Origin of the sequence: Paenibacillus daejeonensis DSM 15491, from assembly GCF_000378385.1 — a bacterium.
Classification (GTDB): Bacteria; Bacillota; Bacilli; order Paenibacillales; family Paenibacillaceae; genus Paenibacillus_D; species Paenibacillus_D daejeonensis.
The window spans coordinates 383,917-402,956 of record NZ_KB899663.1 but is presented as its reverse complement, the minus strand read 5'-3'; the positions used below and the strand labels follow the sequence as shown (position 1 = coordinate 402,956).

At 53.5% G+C, this 19,040-nt stretch carries 12 protein-coding genes; 8 read left to right on the top strand and 4 right to left on the bottom strand.

Annotated elements, in window-relative coordinates; genetic code table 11:
• Window positions 1-300: 300 nt before the first annotated feature.
• Window positions 301-5,928 (bottom strand): S-layer homology domain-containing protein, encoded by a 5,628-nt coding sequence (locus tag F556_RS34325; protein ID WP_211222602.1) that lies wholly within the window; start codon window positions 5,926-5,928, stop codon window positions 301-303.
• A 309-nt stretch (window positions 5,929-6,237) separates the two neighbouring features.
• On the opposite strand from F556_RS34325, the gene F556_RS0116825 reads away from it, so the two are divergent.
• From F556_RS0116825 to katA, 3 genes are all read left to right on the top strand, one after another.
• Entirely contained in the window at window positions 6,238-7,458 is a 1,221-nt protein-coding gene (locus F556_RS0116825) for a WD40/YVTN/BNR-like repeat-containing protein (RefSeq protein ID WP_020618149.1), read from the top strand.
• Between the two features lie 43 nt (window positions 7,459-7,501).
• Window positions 7,502-8,614, top strand: coding sequence for a PdaC/SigV domain-containing protein (locus F556_RS34320; protein ID WP_020618148.1), 1,113 nt, complete (start codon window positions 7,502-7,504; stop codon window positions 8,612-8,614).
• Between the two features lie 195 nt (window positions 8,615-8,809).
• Window positions 8,810-10,261 carry a catalase KatA gene (gene katA, locus F556_RS0116815; RefSeq protein WP_020618147.1) on the top strand — a complete coding sequence of 484 codons (1,452 nt, stop codon included), beginning with the start codon at window positions 8,810-8,812 and terminating at the stop codon, window positions 10,259-10,261.
• Window positions 10,262-10,808: 547 nt separating this feature from the next.
• On the opposite strand, the gene F556_RS0116805 is transcribed toward katA, so the two are convergent.
• On the bottom strand, window positions 10,809-11,270 hold the full coding sequence (locus tag F556_RS0116805; RefSeq protein WP_020618146.1) for a hypothetical protein: 462 nt from the start codon (window positions 11,268-11,270) through the stop codon (window positions 10,809-10,811).
• A gap of 223 nt (window positions 11,271-11,493) precedes the next feature.
• Here F556_RS0116805 and F556_RS0116800 point away from each other — a divergent pair, with 223 nt between their 5' ends.
• Window positions 11,494-12,261: a MerR family transcriptional regulator gene (locus F556_RS0116800; protein WP_020618145.1), complete on the top strand. Its 768-nt coding sequence runs from the start codon at window positions 11,494-11,496 to the stop codon at window positions 12,259-12,261.
• A gap of 467 nt (window positions 12,262-12,728) precedes the next feature.
• On the opposite strand, the gene F556_RS0116795 is transcribed toward F556_RS0116800, so the two are convergent.
• Complete coding sequence (locus tag F556_RS0116795) at window positions 12,729-13,316, bottom strand: TetR/AcrR family transcriptional regulator (protein ID WP_020618144.1); 588 nt, start codon at window positions 13,314-13,316, stop codon at window positions 12,729-12,731.
• Entirely contained in the window at window positions 13,313-13,753 is a 441-nt protein-coding gene (locus tag F556_RS0116790; RefSeq protein ID WP_020618143.1) for a VOC family protein, read from the bottom strand. The genes F556_RS0116795 and F556_RS0116790 overlap by 4 nt, the downstream gene beginning before the upstream one ends.
• Window positions 13,754-13,958: 205 nt before the next feature.
• Between F556_RS0116790 and F556_RS0116785 the strand changes: the two genes are divergently transcribed.
• The 4 genes from F556_RS0116785 (at window position 13,959) to F556_RS0116770 (ending at window position 19,031) form a co-directional block, all read left to right on the top strand.
• Entirely contained in the window at window positions 13,959-15,308 is a 1,350-nt protein-coding gene (locus F556_RS0116785; RefSeq protein WP_026297348.1) for an ABC transporter substrate-binding protein, read from the top strand.
• Window positions 15,309-15,404: 96 nt separating this feature from the next.
• Window positions 15,405-16,367: a carbohydrate ABC transporter permease gene (locus tag F556_RS0116780; protein ID WP_020618141.1), complete on the top strand. Its 963-nt coding sequence runs from the start codon at window positions 15,405-15,407 to the stop codon at window positions 16,365-16,367.
• On the top strand, window positions 16,364-17,209 hold the full coding sequence (locus F556_RS0116775) for a carbohydrate ABC transporter permease (RefSeq protein ID WP_020618140.1): 846 nt from the start codon (window positions 16,364-16,366) through the stop codon (window positions 17,207-17,209). Before F556_RS0116780 ends, F556_RS0116775 begins: the two co-directional genes overlap by 4 nt.
• Before the next feature lie 118 nt (window positions 17,210-17,327).
• A complete protein-coding gene (locus tag F556_RS0116770) occupies window positions 17,328-19,031 on the top strand; it encodes a sensor histidine kinase (protein WP_020618139.1) in 1,704 nt (567 codons plus the stop codon).
• Window positions 19,032-19,040 lie beyond the last annotated feature (9 nt).

Genomic DNA, 19,040 nt, shown 5'->3' with positions numbered 1-19,040 from the left:
TCCTCAGATGAGAATGCCTCCGTTCGAACGGTCGACAGAACCGGGTCAGTGTACATGCACCGATTCATTTTTCTTATATTCCTATAAGTTTAGTTGGTTTTGTATGACTGAGATTATCATGCATTGTACCGGCTGTCAATTGTTTTTTTTGGCCTGGCATCTCCGGTAGTGTAGGTCATCCTCCTCAAAGCAGTGTCCGGGCGAATATTATATCTTGTAAACCCACCGGGTAACTGGTCATTCGGAACTAATAACGCCACCCCCACAGTCCTACAGGGATGGCGCACTCGTTCGTCCCGACTAAGGCAGCAGCACAGCCATCAGCTTGGCTGCTTCGGCGCGTGTCACCTGAGCCTTCGGTGCAAAGCGGTTGTCGCCGCGCCCGGAGATGAGCTGCAGCGCCTGCGCCTCGCGGATATCCGCTACGGCCCAGCGGCCTGCTTGGCCAAGATCCGCGAAGTCAGTAGCTGGTGTCGTCGCAGCTGGCGTGCCGCCTTGCAGGCGGTACAGCTTCATGAGGACGGCTGCCGCTTCCTCACGGGTAATCGTCTGCTCCGGACGGAAGCTGCCCTGGTAGCCTTGAATCAGGCCCAGCTCGGCCGCCTTGGTTACGTAAGCGGCATAGTATTTGTTCGCTGGCACATCTGCAAATGCTGGACTTGCGGCTACAGGTGCCTCGCCCAGCAAACGAACAGCCAGTACAGCAAAGTCTGCACGCGTTACCGAGCGATCAGGCGCATACAGGTTGTCGCTGACGCCGGTCACAATGTGCTTCGCTGCAAGCTTGCCAACGTAGCTCTGTGCCCAGTGGCCGGTCATGTCACTGAAGGACTTGCGATACTCCAGCAGCGCAAAATCCGAGAAATGGTCGGTCTCGAAGCTCAAGGTTTCCGGACCGAACTGACCGCCCATATACAACGGTCCTTGCTCGCTAAGGTAATAGATGCCTGCATAGTCAGCATCGACACTAGCGCGCTGCGCTGCGGACCAGGCATAGGTTACAGTAAGCGGAGCTTCAAACTCACTGACATCCATTTCCGCACCATTACGGCTGACAATAAGCCCCAGTGTGAGTACCAGTCCTTTATCCACATAAGTCCCTGCGCTTCCGACCTGCGCTGATTTCGCACCTGCCTGCAGATGCAGCGTGACGCTGTCGGCAGCTGAAGCTTGTCCCCAAGCCTCAGCAGGAACCTCCAGTTTTAGTGCTCCCGCTTCGATCTGCAGCACCCGTCCGGCTGCCCGCACCGCCTGCAGTCCGGAACCTTCCAGTTCGACCTTCACTCCGGCGGCAGAAAGCTCATCGATCACAATGCGGACGGCAGCTTGATGCTGAGAAATGGCTTCCTGCAGTTGATCCGCGGTCACCTGATACCGGTCGCCCTGCAGTTCAGGCTTAACCATGCCGTTCTCCGGCTCTGTTGTGCCTGGTTCCTCAGGCTCGCCCGGCTGCTCCGGCTCTTGCGGCGTCGGTAGGACAGGCGGATTGTCTACTGGGATTCCCGGCTCCCCCGAGCGTGTCGTAAACCGCCAGATATCCGACAGGGTGCTGCCGCTATGGGCATCTTCCGCCAGCGCGTACCACTCATACGAGGTATTCCCCGACAGAGCGCTCCATGTGACGACAGCATCTTTTCCACTTGCCACCTCCTGTTGTGTTCCGATCTGTTGATCGGTGTACACGTTCGCTGTGAAATAATCGGTGGCGACCCGCTTCACCATCGGGGTCAGATCGATTGGAATATCGAATTCATCCTTACCCGGATACTCTTCGGGCTTGTAATAATTGTACTCATCCCGATACGGAGAGTACGTCTTCATATGAATGGCGTTGCCTTCGAGATTAAAACGCATCAGGCGGATATAGCCATCACCACCGTTTGGTCCCCCCTGGTAGTCCGCCAGCATTTGATACACTTTGCGGTCCGGCACGCCGTCACCATCATCATCGATCTCATCGATCAGCGTCTCCGCATCGTGATAATGGCCGCACAGTACTGCGAACACATTCGGATTCGGTACGACGACGCGCTCATAGATCTCGTCTGCAATCGGCGCCCGGTTATTGGACACCAGGAGATACTCGTGCAAGCTAATGATCGCCTTGCGATCGGGATGGGCAGCGATGATATCATTCATCCACTGGATCTCCTCGTCGCCGATCAGCCAGCCCATGTACACGATAATGAAATCGACGCCGCCAGCCGAGATCAGATCGTAGTGGCCGCGGTTGTTCTGGTACGATCCGCCGTAGTGCGGCTGTTTGTTGAACCGCTCTTCGCCGAACCATTTCCAATACTCCTGATAAGGCACCTCATCGTTCAACAGCACATCATGGTTGCCCGCCAGCACGCCATAAGGAATGTTGTTGTCCTCCAGCACCTTCATGGAGCGATCAGCATTTTCCCACTGAAATTCCTGATGTGCTTTGTCCACAATATCGCCGGTATGGATGACATACTTGATGTTCATGGCATCCTTCTGTTCGGCAATCCAATTTACGTTCGCATCGTAGATATCCGGGTAGCTCTCGGAGTAATACTGCGTATCGGACATCCAGACAAATGTAAAATCATACTGTTCCTCGACTTTCTCCTCGGCAGCCGGCAACTCATCCTGCACCATCACCTGGATTTTGCCATCCGTGTTGTAGTCGCCTGCTCTTACAGTAGCGCCTAGCTCAAAATCCGTCTCACCAGATGCCACATGGACATCCAAAAGCGACCATTTGCCTGCTTCAGGCTGCCATGCGTACAAGCTCACCTTGCGTCCGTCCAGCGACCGGCCCGACCACAGGATGTCCACCCGATCGGTTGCCTTGACGGAAGCATCCAACTCGATCTCGAACCGGTGATACGGGAACTGATCCGTGGCATCGTTCACCAGATATTGACCGTCCTTGGCGCGAATCAGATCCAGCTCCGAAGCCGTAAGCAGCTGCTCCCCGCCCGGAATCATCTCCGCTGGCGGTTCAATAGCTGCGGCACCCTGCATGACCTGGAAGCCTGCCGGGCGGTTCGCATCGTACTTGAAGCCCCGGAAGAAGCTGACCGTCAGCAGATCCTCCGTCGGATCCTGGACAGCTACGCGCAGCTGCGGATTCAGACTGACGCCACTGGAGCCCTGCGTGGGCGCAACCAGCTCGGGCTGGAGCGGATTCTCGTCAGGCACCGAGAAGGTGATGACCTGCTCTCCCTTATTGCCTACCTTATCCGTTGCTGTAATGGTCAGTTTGTGCTCGCCAGGAGCGAGCTTGCCCGAAGATGTGAGATGCGGAAGCTCGATAATCGTGCCATCCAACTCAGCTGTTACTTCTTCCACACCTGCCAGCGCATCCGTTACTTGTGCATCCAAGGTGATGATGTTGCGAAGCTCCGCACCATCATCAACCGAAGCTGTAATGACAGGCGGCGTGTTGTCCACGATGACTTCAGCGGAGACGACAGCTCCCTCAGTGCTCGCCGAGACGATATGCTTGCCGTCTGCTACCTTGGTCGTATCCCAATCTGTTGCTTGGGCCTTCAGCAGCTCCAGCGGCAGGTTAAATCGGAATTCCGCATCCTCCAGCTTGCCGGCACTGTCTCCCATTCGCAACTCGCGGGCACCGTAAGTCGGATCATACAGCGTCGTTCCGTCCGCCAGAATCAGCCGGACATTCTTGACCTGGAAGTCATCCTTGTTCTCTTCCGGACGGTCGTCGAACGGACCGGCCTTAGTGCCCGAACGGATCTGGATGGCATTGTCGCCTTGCTTCAGGCGCCAGGCCTCAATCGGGAAGGTCAGCGTGGTATAATCATTGATCGTGTCCATGAACGTGTACAGAATTTCTGTGTTTATGGTGACCGCATTTTTGAAATAGTAATTGACATCGTCGGCATCAAAAACGAAGTACGCATCGTGCTCCAGCGCACGGTACAGCTCCGGTGCTTCGCCATCCAGCTCGAGGACAACCGTCTCCGGCGCTGCCTCCTGTGCAGCGGCTTTAATCGTATGGGTTCCTGCCACAATATCTCCGTCATGGACATTCAGACGCAGTGGCGACTTGTCCAGGCCACCGGTAATCCGGACGCGGTAGACATCCGTCGTCGTCCGATTGCGTCCATCCGAAGCTTCAAAGTAATACTCGACATACGCCTTGCCGATCAGATCGGCAGAGCTAATCGTGCCTTTGTACAATAGATCGTTGTAATCGGACTGCACGTAGCGTTTGGTAAAAGCATTGTCTTGATCGGTCTTGTAGTATACCGCCACAGCGTTCAACTGGCGCTCATCCTGCACATCGGCCTGCACAGTCAGATCAAGAGACTGGTCCTGCTCCGTTACGCTTGTCACGTTGCGGATCACCGGAGGCGTTGTATCCGCAGGAAGCGTAACACGGACAGACGGCACCTGGATCGGATCGACCGTACCTGGCGTACCCTTGATCAGTCCCGCGCTGTACTTGATCATGTTGATTGAGCCGTCCTGCGGCGCAGCGTAGAAAATACCATTGTCCGGCTTGGCATCCCCAGCATCATAATAGGCTGCTGCGATTTCTCGATTCGCACGCGTCGTAATGACAATGCCTCGGTCGCCGCCGTTGGCCATGCCCCCGCTATACATCTTGAAGAGATTGTCCCCTTCTACCAGCGCAGTCCCGAACAAAGAGTTAAACGCGTCGACGGTTACGCCAGTGTTCTTGTCGTTTATGATCCAGAAGACAACCGCTTCGCCGGAAGGAATGCGGATATCTTCCCGGTCTGTCGGCCAAATAACATCTGCACCAGGACCATTCGAGGTATAGCGATATTTAATCATATAGTCCCGAAGATCGATCTCTTCATCGGTGTTGTTATATACCTCGATGTATTCATAACCATCCGCACCGTCGACATTCGTCGTATCCGGCATCAGCTCGGTGATGAGCAGGGCCGGTGCTTTGGCCGGGTCCCCGCTCCCGCCCAGCACGGTTACCGTATGGACTGACGTTTGAACTGTATGTTCACTGTCCGCTGCTTCCACGTAGTAGTCGACCTGTGCGAATCCAGTCAGGATGCCGCCGGGAATAGCGCCTTCAAACTGGTCGCTGGCAGCCGTCATATCCAGACTGGTGAAGCTCTCGCCCGATTTCAGCTTGTAATACAGCTTGGCACTTATCGGCTCATTCGCATAAGGCGAGCCTGGAATCGTAGCGTCTGGATTGGTGACTGTTGCCGTAATGAATAGGGGTTCGCCGGCAGCCGTTTGTGTAACCGGCGTATGCTCAATCCGCGGCTGCAGATTGAGATGCTCTGGTGTTTCAACAGGCTCGGTAGGGAGCTGGCCATCAACCGCCTTGCCTGGTGTTGGTCCAGCCTGGATACTGTGCTTCACCTGCTCCGTTCCGGCAAGCGGCACGCCGTAATTGACGCCTTGGCCATCGCCCACGTCACCGGCCAGATAGTCGGCCACTGCGATTTCTACGCCAGCCGGGTTGCGAATGGCGATGGCGCGGTTGCCGCCGTTGGCAAAACCGGCAAAGCTGTTCTTCTCCAACACGACCAGTTGTTCCGCTGCGAGGTCTACCCCATATTTGGCATGAAAGTTGGCATGTATGTGGCTGTCCACGTTTTTGTACCAGACCACCAGCAGCTGCTGGGGGTCCAGGGTTACTGCCGGAACCAGCAGCGGTACGTCAGCTGTGCTGCTGTTCGTGTAACGATAAAGAAACGTATAATCTCCAAGGTTCAGAGCTTTCGTCGAATTGTTATACAACTCAAAAAATTCATATTCATCTGCGCCCGTATTGTTCGGATGAATCTCTGTAACGATAAGCTCTGGCGCTTGCTCTATACTTTGACGCGGTTGCACATCTTGTGCTCCTGCAACTGGCAGTACGGTGCTGAACAGCATACTGAGGGCCAGTACAAGCGCCAATAGACGGGCTTGCCCGCCAAAGCTTTTTTTCATAAGTTGCACCATTCTGTTTCTTCTCTTCACCTAAATCTCACTCCTTGGATTTCCTTCATGGAATAGATAAAAGACATTGACTCCCGAAGTATAGAGACAGAATGTAAATTCTGATGGCATTTTTTATGAAGATTTTGTTGATGTCAAAAGATCCAGGCTACTCATTTCGGTCATGTGCTTTTGGAACGAATACCCTGTTTTTTTGCTTGAATTCCCCCAAAAATGGTGAAATAGAAATAGAGACTGTCCTTCGGAACTCAACCCAATTCGTCCGAGCATCGTCTTATCTAGTGAGAGGAAGTGTTGTATATGCGCAAGCATCAATCCATCTGGACCTCGATGCTGCTACTGATTCTGGTGGCCTTAGTGGCGGCGGGATGCACTAACAGCGGCCCCGGTGCCGACTATACCAGTGCCGCCGGGAGTTCGTCAGATCCTCCGGCTATCGGGCAAGGATCAGACAGCGAGGAACAGCCCTCTGGCGAAGCTGTAGACGAGGAAGTGACCAATCCGCCGGAGGCGCCGATTACTGAGCGGATCAGCGGCACCGTAACAGCTTTGCGGCTGGCCGATGATCAAACCGCTTGGATTGGCGGTGAAGGATGGATCGCTCGGACGAGTGATGGCGGAGCCACCTGGACCACGCAGCTGGAGCACGGGTTCACAGTCGATCAAATCTTTGCCTTGAACGACAAGGTTGCCTGGGCATCACTGCGTACGGGTGATAATCAGCCGCTCAAGCTGATGCACACGAAGGATGGCGGGGACAACTGGTCGGAGACTGGCACCTTGCCGCACAGCGGATTCTTCCACTTTACTTCTGCCAAGGAGGGCTTCAGCGAGAATGCCCATACCTTGGATGGTGGCAAGACGTGGACCAGAATCAATGTGCCGCAATCCGTTGCCTTTCCCCCTTATTTTCATGATAAGGATCATGGCTGGGCTGTAACCACCGCGCATGAAGGCAGCTTCGATTTCGTCCGCACGACGGATGGAGGCCAAACCTGGCATGTGGTATATTCCCGCGATACCGATGCTCCGGTCCATGGAGCTGTCATCCGTTCAACCGGGCAAGATGACGCTTGGGTTCAGATGATTGGTGACAGTGGTATGTCGCAAACCTCTTACTCACTCTTCCATCTTGGCAGCGATGGCAAGTGGATACCTGTACTCGCTCATGATGGAGCTGGCTCAGGGCCTGCCCCAGGATTTGCGATACAGGAAGAGACCGGTGTTCCGAGAGGAGCTGGCACGTCGCCTGGCGCCTTGTATGTAGTTAACCCGGAGATTGCGTTCATGGGCGGGCAATGCATGGCCTGCGAGGACGCCAATACACTGGGCAAGACAACCGACGGCGGCGCCACTTGGAGTGAATTGGAAGCCGCTTGGCCCGGTTATGGCCCGCAGTTGCTGGCCGCACTGGATGAAGAGCATATCTGGTTGGTGACGACCGACCATGAGGAAGCTTCCGCTCTTTATACCTCCGATGACGGAGGCTCTAGCTGGAAGAACATCTACACGTTTGAGTGACACTGCTTCAAGTGAGAACAACAATGAAAGGATGATTCGAACGATGAAGAAACTTAAACCTGTAACTAAACGTAACAAAAAGACCCCGGTGATTGCCTTGGCCGCAGCCATTGCACTCTCCGTTCCTGTAGTCGCTGCGCCGGTTCCTCAAGCCGCCGCTCAACAAACACAATATCAAGTCCAGACGCAGACGTATTCCATTGACGGAACTCAAGTAGAGCTGCCTACGATCAATGTGGATGGCTCGACTTATATCGGTCTTCGTTCGCTTAATACTGAGCTTGGCCTGACCACCAACTGGAGCCCGACTGCACGTGAAGCTACTGTAGACGGCAACAACCGGACGATGACGGTTAACTTTACAGATACCAATCTGACCGAATATACGCTCAATGGGCAACGAATCTATGGTAATTCCTCCATCATTCAGGATGGTACGACCTATATACCTGTTCGATTCCTGCTGGAGCGGATGGGCTATGGCATCGCTTATGATGCAGCGTCCCGCACGGTAGGCATTACCAAGATTGCCGAGAACGATCTGACGATTGAGACCGCCAAGATCGAATCTGCCGAGGATGAGCCGCACTTGCTGGTGCATTATCCACAGATTGCAGGCTATGCCAACCAAGAGGCCCAAGATCGCATTAACGCCTTCCTGAAGGAAGAAGCGGAACAGCGCGCAGCATCTGGTGCAGAGGAAATCGCACAGGCCGAAGCCGATAATGCCGACGCTGAAGCTTCCAATCCCGACCTGACAATCCCGCCGGCCAGCTTTGATGGCACATTCCTCGTTACTTATAACGAACAAGATAAGCTGAGCCTCTATGTGGACTACTATATCTATACTGGTGGTGCACACGGGATTACCGACCGGGTTGGCTACACCTTCGACCTGGCAACAGGCGAACAGCTCTCCCTCCAGGAAGCAGCTGAAGGCAATGCCAACTACGTCGATATCATTAACGATTCCATTCAGCGTCAGCTCGATGCCGGTGCCTACAATTTCATGGAGCCGTTCGAGTCGATCGACACCGCTGAGCAAGACTTCTTCCTGAAGCATGATGCGGTCGTTGTCTACTTCGGCGTTTACGAATACACAGCCTATGCGGAGGGAATTCCTGAATTCCCGGTTCCGTTCACAGCATTCCAATAACACAATCTTCATACAGTTGCCCCGCACCGTCATCCTGGATGACGGTGCGTTTTTTTTGTGCGTGCTGGTTTTTCTTCCTCTTGGTTCTTTTTCTTTTATCCAGATTATAATAATTATAATTTAGTATTGATTTTCAATTGAGATTAAATTATAGTTGATATAGACAAACAACACGATAACGAGGTGGAAAAAACGATGACCAACACGAACAAATTGACAACAAGCTGGGGCGCCCCGGTTGGCGATAACCAGCATTCCATGACCGCCGGTCGACGCGGACCGACGCTGATTCAGGATGTGCACCTGCTGGAGAAGCTGGCTCATTTCAACCGAGAGCGTGTGCCTGAGCGTGTCGTTCATGCCAAGGGAGCAGGCGCGCATGGCTACTTTGAAGTCACGCAAGACCTGAAGCACTACACCAAAGCTGATTTTCTCTCCGAAGTCGGCAAGCGCACCCCCATGTTCATCCGGTTTTCCACCGTGGCGGGCGAGCTCGGCTCGGCAGACACCGTGCGTGATCCACGCGGTTTTGCAGTTAAGTTTTATACAGATGAGGGTAACTACGATCTGGTTGGCAACAACACACCTGTCTTCTTCATCCGCGACGCTATTAAATTCCCGGACTTTATCCATACCCAGAAGCGCCATCCCCAGACTCATCTGAAAAACCCAAATGCCGTGTGGGATTTCTGGTCGCTCTCTCCCGAGTCACTACACCAGGTGACCATCCTGATGTCTGACCGCGGCATTCCCGCGACGCTGCGCCACATGCACGGTTTTGGCAGCCATACGTTCAAGTGGGTTAACGCACAAGGGCAAATTGTCTGGGTCAAATATCACTTCAAGACGGAGCAGGGCGTACGCAACCTGGATGTCGATCTGGCCGCCAAGCTGGCTGGCGAGCAGCCCGATTATCACATTGAGGATCTGTTCAAGGCAATTGATACGGGGGACTTCCCGGCCTGGAAGCTCTATGTGCAGATTATGCCAGAGGCCGATGCGGATACGTACCGGTTCGATCCATTCGATGTGACCAAGGTTTGGTCGCAAAAGGATTACCCCCTCATTGAGGTTGGCCGGATGGTATTGAATCGCAATCCCGAGAACTACTTTGCAGAAGTCGAGCAAGCGACATTCTCGCCAGGCTCGTTCGTTCCGGGGATCGAGGCTTCGCCTGACAAAATGCTGCAAGGGCGTCTGTTCGCTTACTCGGATGCCCATCGCTATCGGGTAGGTGCCAATCACAACACCTTGCCGATCAACCGTCCGCAAAGCCCGGTGAATCATTATCAGCGGGACGGCCAGATGCGCTCGGATGGCAATGGCGGCGGTTCGGTCTACTACGAGCCCAACAGCTTTGGCGGACCACAGGAGTCGCCAGCCGACCGCACCTCTGCCTTTGCGGTAAGTGGTGTTGCCGATAGTGTCGCTTACGATGCTGATGATCACTACACGCAGGCTGGGGATCTGTACCGACTGATGAGCACAGAGGAGCGGCAGCGCCTGGTGCGCAACATTGTCGGCGCGATGGCACCTGTCGAGCACGACGAGATCAAGCTGCGCCAGATTGGACATTTCTACAAAGCAGATCCCGAATACGGCTGCCTGGTCGCCGAGGGACTCGGGCTGCCAGTTCCGTCGGAATAGGCCGTTGAAAAAAATACCTACGGTCATTTTTCAATGGCCTTAGGCTATATTAAAAAAGCGGTGCAGGTGTTTTCTGCATCGCTTTTTTTGTGCTGTTTGAGTGTCGCCTCATTCGCTCTCATGCTAATCCGTTCGTATTGTCCCTCTTCACCTACACCGGTTGTGACGCTTCAAAAGCTACTTCTTCTAAGGAAACTACAGCGTCTTATTTAGCCAAAAAACGGCGATTTTGAATTCTAAAGAAACTACATCACCTTATTTGCTCCCAAACCATCAAAAACCACGCTTTTGGGAAAAATAAGAATGTGTGGTTTCGTTAGCTTTGCAATGGCGGCTATTAGTGTGGAGTAGCGATATCACGTTTCGTTAGCGAGCAATTGTCGAGGAGAGGTAGCATGAACGAAGGATTTATTATGGCATTGGTGAGAATTGGCGAGTATTTGGTGAGCAACGGAGTGGGATGGACAATGAGTTAGAAGGTATTGTAAACGACCCTCTCTGCGGCGGCTGGGCTTGCGCTCAGCTAGGTCAGAGAGGGGCGATATGGTTAATTATTAGGCTCTGCCGGAGCAGTGGGTTGCTGTTGATCAGGCTGCTGCGGCTTGGCCGACATCGCTGCTGGCAAGCGCCACGCGGTTACGACAGCAAACAGTACGAAGAGGATATCGAACATGCTGAACAGTTCGGGAAAGACCTCCATAAACAGCTGGATGACGAAGGAATGAAAAAAATCTGTCAGTCCGTCATTAATAATATAGCTGAAGGCAAAGAATTTGCCCAATAAAATACCCAGCAAGCTTGCGATTACCGCAATGATTTGATGGATTTGCGTTGCCCGTCGGTCAGATAGGAATCCAACGGCAAAGCCCGTCATACCGCCGATTGCCCAAGCAATCAATCCCAATTCATACTCTGTCAGAACCACTACCGCAGCCCACAAGGCTCCCCCCACAATCGCGGCAACCAGTGCACCCAATAGTGGCATGACAATTTTGTTTTCTTCTTCCATGACCCTGCTCCTCCTCTATGTAACGACTTGGGAGTATTTTCTATTGCATCTGTTCTCCCAATTTGCAATTACCCAAACTCTACAGACTGTAACCATGAAAGTCAATGCATTTTCATTTACATTGCAGAATTTCACGGCTTGACATTGACGCAACGTAAACCTGTAGAATGAATCTGCAGCCGGAAATAAGCTGCTGTGCACAGCAGACAAGGAGGCGAGCCGCATGGAATATACCGTTCAAAAGCTGGGGCGGCTGGCAGGGATCAGTACACGGACCCTGCGTTATTACGACGAAATCGATTTGTTAAAGCCGCTGCGTATCAACTCCTCGGGCTACCGGATCTACGGCCAAGCTGAGGTCGATCTTTTGCAGCAAATTTTATTTTACCGCGAGTTGGGGGTTCCACTGGATGAGATCAAGGCTATTGTCACCTCCCCCTCCTTCAATAGTCGTCAGGCCCTGCAAGCCCATCATCATCAATTGTTGGAGAAAAGGAAGCAGCTGGACCTTCTCATCCGCACAGTGGAGCAGACCATAGCTGACCAAGAAGGGATGATAACGATGAATGACCGTCAAAAATTTGAAGGATTCAAAAAAGAATTGATTGCTGAAAACGAGCAGGCCTATGGCAAAGAAATTCGAGCAAAATACGGAGATGAGCAAGTAGATCACGCAAACCAGGCAATCATGAGCTCTACTCCTGAGCAGCATCAAGCCCATGAACAGCTAACCGCTGAGTTGTATGATGTGTTGGCCCGGGCTGTTGCAACTGGGGACCCTGCCTCTGAGCTGGCACAGCAAGCCGCCGATTTGCACCGGCAGTGGCTGAGCTTCTACTGGGGAAAGTACAACAAGGAAGCTCATGCCGGCCTGGCTCAGATGTATGTCGATGACGAACGTTTCACCGCCCATTATGACAAGGACCAGCCAGGTACCGCCGTCTTCCTGCGCGATGCGATCCGCATCTATACTGGGGTTGACGGCGAATAAGAGGCATAGTAAGCGGCGAACAAGGTGACCAACGGCTAACGCCGTCCTCTGACGGTCGCTATGGAGTGCTGCAGCTGACAACCAGCGGACTGCCGAGCAAATAAAGGAACAAAGGTGTGCTACAGCTGACAACCATTGGGATGCCGAGCAAATAAAGGAACAAAGGTGTGCTACAGCTGATAACCATTGGGATGCCGAGCAAATAGAGGAACTAAGGTGCGCTACAGCTGACAACCGACGGGTTGCCGATCAAATAAAGGAACAAAAGTGCGCTACTGCTGACCACCAGCGGGTTCCCAGGCAAATAGAGGAACAAATGTGCGCTACAGCTGACCAGTAATGGGTTCCCAGGAAAATAGAGGAACAAAAGTGCGCTACAGCCGACCGTTGGCGGACACATGGACGAAACAGCCCGCTCCGGGATGAGAATGGAGCGGGCTTTTCTGTATCGCTGTTCTTAGCTATTCCTAGCGGACCCTGATACCCGACATTAACTGCTCGAGCGCCACCATCGTCTGTTCCAGCTCCTGTTCATACTCCGGCAGTGCGGCCAGCCACAGCACCGCTTCGTTCATCGCCCCGGAGAGCAGATGCGCCATCGCCTCCACGGGTATGGGAAGCAGCCATCCCGCCTCCTGCATCTGCTGCAGTTGCTCCTTCAAATGGCGCATCGCATGCTCTTCGTCCATGCGCCGCCAGACCTCCCAGCCGAGGACTGCCGGTCCGTCGATTAGCAGAATCCGCCGATGAACCGGCTCTACGGCTGCCGTCATGAAGGCGCGGCACCCGCGCATCAGCTCATCCCACGGATCAGTGCCAGCCTCCGCTTCCCTTGCCACCCGCTCACCGATCGTCTGCTGTACCGATGCCAGCACCGCTTCGAATAGTCCTTGTTTGCTACCGAAGTGATGATACAACGCGCCACGAGTCAAGCCTGCTTCTTTGACCAGTTCCTCCATTGAAGCATCCGCATATCCTTTTTCTCCAAAATACGTCCTGCCAAGGTCTAACAACTGTCGGTTCGTCTCCGATGCATCCTCCTTGGTTCGCCTCATTGCGATTCCGCAGCCTCTGCCCCGGCATATTGCGCCAGGAATTCCTCACTTGGTGGGATAACCTGAATCATATCGATCAGGACTCCGCTCGGATCACTGGTAATAAAGTGGCGTTGTCCAAACGCTTCATCCCGCAGCTCTAGGTGTAATGGCAGACCCGCATCACGAATCAAACGGTTATATTCCTGTTCTGCATCATCCACTTCGAAATTCAACAGCAGTCCACCCACTGTCCCCTGAAATGCCCGCGGAACTGTTGGATGGCTGCCATCCAATATAGCTAGCTCATAGGAAGCTGAAGCCCCCTTCAGACTTAAACTGACATACCAATCCGCCTCGAACGTCGTTTCAAATCCAAAGTACCGCTTGTAAAAGTCTGCCGTCTCCGCCACTTTGTCCGTCATCAGCACGGGATAAAAGCTGTTCACCTGCAACATCTTGATCGCCTCCAAATTAGATTATCAAGCTATGCACTGATTTTAACATACATACTGTATGTATGTAAATAATCCGAGTGACATCATAATAATTTCAACCTCAAATCGGCCATATGCCGCCTCTTCATTTTCCCTTTGTTCTCTTATAGTGGGAGATGTAACCATTTACCGAATTGAAAGGGGTCTTATCACAATGTCCAACCGCATGTCCAAACCATGGCTGCTGCTCGCGCTCTGCGCGATGCTAATCTTTGTCCTCGTCGCCTGCAGCAGCGGCAACAACACCCCAGAGACCGGCACGACGCCTACCGAAGGCGGCGCCAACGAACCGACAACACAGAACGATCCGCCTGCTGCCGGCAGTGAAGAAACGATTGAGCTGTCCTTCTGGACGCTGGGCAACGTCAATTACGAAGAGCTGGCCAAGGAATATATGGCTGAGCATCCGAATGTCAAAATTTCGATTCAGAACACCGGTGACCAAACGGCTCACCATAACAATCTGACTACTGCCCTCTCTGCCAATTCCGGCGCACCAGACATCTTCCAACTGGAGATTGGCTTCATGGAGAGGTTCATTAACGCCCAGGACAAATTCCACAATCTTAACGATCTTGGTGCCGCTGACCTGAAGGATATGTACCTGGAGTGGAAATGGCAGCAAGCCACCTCAACCGATGGCGCATTCCAGATCGGTCTGCCGACAGACATTGCACCTACAGTCGCTTACTACCGTGTTGACCTGGCCGAAGAAGCAGGCCTTCCGACCGAACCGGACGCCTTTACTACGGCTATTGACTCCTGGGACAAATTCGCTGTTGTCGCCAAAGACTTCAAAAACAAAACAGGCAAACCGTTCGTCGACTCGCGTGACCTGATCTACAACGCGCTTCGCGATCAGTCGGACGGCCAGATCTATTTTGACAAAAATGATGGTTCTTTCATCGGAGCTGAAAACCCGCAGGTAAGAAAAGCCTACGACTTTACGGTTAAAGGCATTCAGGAAGGTTGGGTTGCTCCGAACCAACTGTGGCAGCCGGACTGGACACAGGCCATCAATGACGGAGGCTTCGCCGTCCTTCCAGGACCTGCTTGGATGTTAGGCAATATCAAGAGTAACGGACCGGACTCCGCAGGCCAATGGCGGATCGCCCAGCTGCCTGAAGGTGCTGGCACGTGGGGCGGATCGTTCCTGTCGCTGCCGAAGGAAGGCAAGCATCCGGAGGAAGCGTTCGCTTTCATAAGCTGGATGTTGAACCAGGATAGCCAGTTGAAGTCCTTTGAGGAGAAAGGCTTGATGCCATCCACTCCGGCCCTGTTCGAAGACCCGACCTTCACCGAGTTCACGGACGAATTCCTGGGCGGGCAGGCCTCCGCAGCCGCGTTCGCTGTTGCAGCCGGTCGTGTACAACCCGTTTACTACGGTCCGTTGCATGACCAAACGGATGCCATGATCAAGGAAGCGCTGCAGAATGTCCAAGAGCAAAATGCCGATCCTGAGGAAGAATGGCAAAAAGCGATCGAGAAAATCGAACGCCTTGTCGCCCGCAGCTAGCTCTAATTTCTTTGTCCACTGTATAGCAACACAAGCGCGAGTTCGCGGGAGTTTCTCCTGCGGACTCGCCGCATTGAAATCGTATGGAGGTGCCTCATGCCCCAGTCCCAACCGACAGCCCCCGCCCGCGAGACCATGGTCCGCAAGCAGGGGTGGCTCACCGAACGCAAACGCAGCAGTCTGATGGCCTATTTATTCATCTCGCCGTTCTTTTTGCTGTTTGCGATTTTCGGTCTATATCCCATCGTATTCACATTATATCTGTCCTTCTACAAGTGGGACGCCCTTGGACCGATGACCTTCGTCGGTTTGCAGAACTATCGTTTTGTTACCGAGGATCCGCTGTTCTGGACCTCCTTTACCAATACGTTGCTTATCAGCGCTATGGGTACGATTCCGCAATTGATTCTTGCGCTGCTACTCGCCGTCTTCTTGAACTCGTCGATTACCAAGTTCAAGAAGACGTTCCGCGTGCTTTATTTTATGCCCAACATTACGTCGATCGTTGCCGTTACGCTCGTCTTCAGCGCCTTCTTCAGCAACGGCGGGATGGCCAACTGGCTGCTTGGCCTGCTGGGGATCGATCCGCTGGCTTGGGGCTCCGACTGGTGGGGGGTCAAGATCGCGATCGCGACCATGGTGATGTGGCGCTGGACCGGCTATAACACCATCATCTACCTCTCAGGCCTTCAAAGTATACCTACCGATCTGTATGAAGCTGCCCGGATCGACGGTGCCAGCCGCTTCCAACAGCTCCTCACTATCACCCTTCCGCTGCTGAAGCCGTTCATCGTCTTCACTGTGCTCATGTCGACAATCGGTTCGTTGCAGTTGTTCACCGAGCCCTTTGTGTACCTCGGTCAGGGCGGCACCAGCTCCACCCGTGAGGAAGGGCTGACCATGGTTGTCTACCTGTATACAGAAGCCTTCGGCAACAGTTTCTTCGGTACCGCCGCAGCCACTGCCGTACTCTTGCTTATTTTTACTATCGTATTCTCATTAATTAACATGTGGGCTTCGCGGCGCATGAGCGGTGACACGGGTGGAGGTGCAGTATGAAAAATATCGGCGATCAGCCCGGCCTGCCCAGTAAAATTGGGTATTACTTGTTCTTAGGCATCGGCGCCTTTATCTCAGTCTTTCCATTTTACTGGATGTTTGTTATTGCCTCCAACCCGCGGGGCGCGGCTTCGACCCTGCCACCGACTGTGACCATCAGTGATCAGTTCATGTCTAACTTCACCCGTGCGACAGGGATGATGGATTTCTGGACAGCCTTGGGCAACTCGTTGTTCGTATCCACGGCCGTAACCTTGTCCGTGCTGTTCTTTTGCTCTCTGGCCGGTTATGCCTTTGCCAAGTACGACTTCCCGTACAAGCACTTCCTGTTCTTCTTCGTGCTCTGTACGCTCTTCGTACCGCAGCAATTGAGCATTCTGCCGACCTACGTCATCATGACCAAACTGGAGTGGATCAACACCTTCAAGGCCCTCATCGTACCGGCGATGGTCAATGCCTTCGGCATCTTCTGGATGCGGCAATATATCGCCACCTCGGTGCATGCCGAGCTATTGGAGGCGGGACGGATCGACGGCGCAGGTCATCTGCGGATCTTTACGACCGTTGTCGTTCCCATCATTACACCGGCACTGGCGACACTCGGCATTTTCACGTTTATGAATATCTGGAATGATTTCTTCTGGCCGCTCGTTATCTTGAAGGACCGCAGCAACTACACGATTCAGATCGCGCTGCAGCAGCTCTTCACCACCCGCGATGGACTCGACTACGGCATGATCATGTCCGCCACCTTCATGGCGACGCTGCCGCTCTTGCTCGTCTTCCTCGGATTCAGCCGCTGGTTCATCGCCGGCCTGACCTCTGGAGCAGTCAAAAGCTAATCCCAGGATGATCAAAACCAATTCAGGAATGTATTGACAAGCAGCGTTATTGGAGGAATAGTAGAAGAAGCGCTTTCTTTGAAGGAGTTGAAGGGTTCTGAAACTTCGGCATAATATCATGCTGGCCAATATCCTGCTTGTATTCATTCCGGTCATTGTCATGGGGGCCATCTCGTACTTCAAGTTCTCCGATGTCATCGAGACCAAGTCCAGTCACTTCTACTCGATCTCGCTTCTTGAGACGGACCGCAAGCTGAAGTTCGCGCTAAGCGAGGTGACCACAATTACCAGCTCGGCCATGACTCAGCCCGTCATCCAGCAGACGCTGAAGGCCCCCGACGCACCGCCTGATTACGACAGACGCCAAGAGATTAACAATTTGTTCATCCATCATCCGATGATTCAATCCTACGCGCTGTATGCCAAGGATGAGCTGGTGTACAGCTACAATGTTCAGGACGAACGGCTGCCGTTCCCGCTGCAGCCCTGGTATGACGAAATGAATCGCGAGGCGGGCCGCCCCGTCTGGTCGGGACCCGGAGAGAACGGTTCCGCGGCTGTGGGGCGGCCTGTACTGGTGCATGCGCGAGTCATCAAAGACTATTATTCCTTGGAAAACATAGGCTCCCTCGTGCTTACGATCAAGCCGGAGCTGCTGGACCAGGTATTCTGGGAGACAGCGACGCTAGATCAAGGCGATGTCTTGCTCGTGAGCCGCGACGGCGCCATCGTGTACGACAAGTCTGGCGGCCATATCGGGGAGACCGTAGATTTCCCTTTCTTGCGAGATGCCGCGGATGGTACCAAAAGCTATTACATCGATGAATATCAAGGCGTACGGTCACTCATCACGTACCTGCCCTCTCATCATCCCCAGTGGTATCTGATTGCAATTACACCGACGACTGCCCTACAGGCCGAATCCGTTCCCATTCGCAACACGGCCCTATTACTCGGAGCATTCTCCCTGCTCACGGCCCTCATGTTCGACCGCTTCTTCGTCCGCCGGCTCGTGCGCAGTATCAGTGACACGGTGAGCGGGATGGCCCGGGTCGAGCAGCGCAGCTTCAAACCGATCCGTAGCGCAGGAGCGCCCAGTGACGAATCGGACTTGCTCGTTCATGGCTTCAATCGGATGAGCGGACAGATACGTGATCTGTTGGCCCAGGTGGAAGCCGAGCAGCAGCTCAAAAAAGAGGCCGAACTGCAGGCGCTGGTCGCGCAGATTAACCCGCATTTTATCTACAACTCGCTGGAATCCATTAACTCCATGGCCGTGCTGCAAGGCAACAAGGACATTAGCCGAATGGTTATCTCCCTTGGCAGACTGCTGCGAATCAGTATTAGCGAGAACAAGGAGTTAATTCCACTCTGCACGGAGTTTGAGCATGTGAAGCATTATTTGAACATCCAGAAATTCCGCTTCGAGGACCAGTTCGACTATAAGCTGGAGCTGCCAGAGCATCTGGAGCACTATTTGACCCAAAAGCTGATCGTACAGCCGCTCGTCGAAAACGCCCTCTACCATGCCATTGAACCCATGACAGAGCAAGGCTTCATCCATATACGGGCCTACGAGGGGCCGGATGAGATCTGGATTGAGGTAACAGACAACGGCCCTGGGTTTGACAGCTCAGTGCTCCTGCAGCTGGGGCAACGTAATCAGCAGTCGGATGCCAAGGACAAGGATAGTGGCGTTGGCATCCGCAATGTCCATGAACGCGTTCGGATTCGATTCGGCGCTCCCTATGGCATGATGGTCTGCTCTTCTCCTGGCGAAGGGTCGACGATTCGGATCCGCGTGCCGAAGATCAGTCCGTGAGGAGGAAGA

What these genes read in the sequence shown, in the direction of transcription:
- F556_RS0116780 (WP_020618141.1), top strand. Translation starts at nt 15,405, where the DNA reads ATGCCCCAGTCCCAACCGACAGCCCCCGCCCGCGAGACCATGGTCCGC.
- F556_RS0116785 (WP_026297348.1), top strand. Translation starts at nt 13,959, where the DNA reads ATGTCCAAACCATGGCTGCTGCTCGCGCTCTGCGCGATGCTAATCTTT.
- F556_RS0116795 (WP_020618144.1), bottom strand. Translation starts at nt 13,316, where the DNA reads ATGAGGCGAACCAAGGAGGATGCATCGGAGACGAACCGACAGTTGTTA.
- F556_RS34325 (WP_211222602.1), bottom strand. Translation starts at nt 5,928, where the DNA reads ATGAAAAAAAGCTTTGGCGGGCAAGCCCGTCTATTGGCGCTTGTACTG.
- F556_RS0116770 (WP_020618139.1), top strand. Translation starts at nt 17,328, where the DNA reads ATGCTGGCCAATATCCTGCTTGTATTCATTCCGGTCATTGTCATGGGG.
- F556_RS0116825 (WP_020618149.1), top strand. Translation starts at nt 6,238, where the DNA reads ATGCGCAAGCATCAATCCATCTGGACCTCGATGCTGCTACTGATTCTG.
- katA (WP_020618147.1), top strand. Translation starts at nt 8,810, where the DNA reads ATGACCAACACGAACAAATTGACAACAAGCTGGGGCGCCCCGGTTGGC.
- F556_RS0116775 (WP_020618140.1), top strand. Translation starts at nt 16,364, where the DNA reads ATGAAAAATATCGGCGATCAGCCCGGCCTGCCCAGTAAAATTGGGTAT.
- F556_RS0116805 (WP_020618146.1), bottom strand. Translation starts at nt 11,270, where the DNA reads ATGGAAGAAGAAAACAAAATTGTCATGCCACTATTGGGTGCACTGGTT.
- F556_RS0116800 (WP_020618145.1), top strand. Translation starts at nt 11,494, where the DNA reads ATGGAATATACCGTTCAAAAGCTGGGGCGGCTGGCAGGGATCAGTACA.
- F556_RS0116790 (WP_020618143.1), bottom strand. Translation starts at nt 13,753, where the DNA reads ATGTTGCAGGTGAACAGCTTTTATCCCGTGCTGATGACGGACAAAGTG.
- F556_RS34320 (WP_020618148.1), top strand. Translation starts at nt 7,502, where the DNA reads ATGAAGAAACTTAAACCTGTAACTAAACGTAACAAAAAGACCCCGGTG.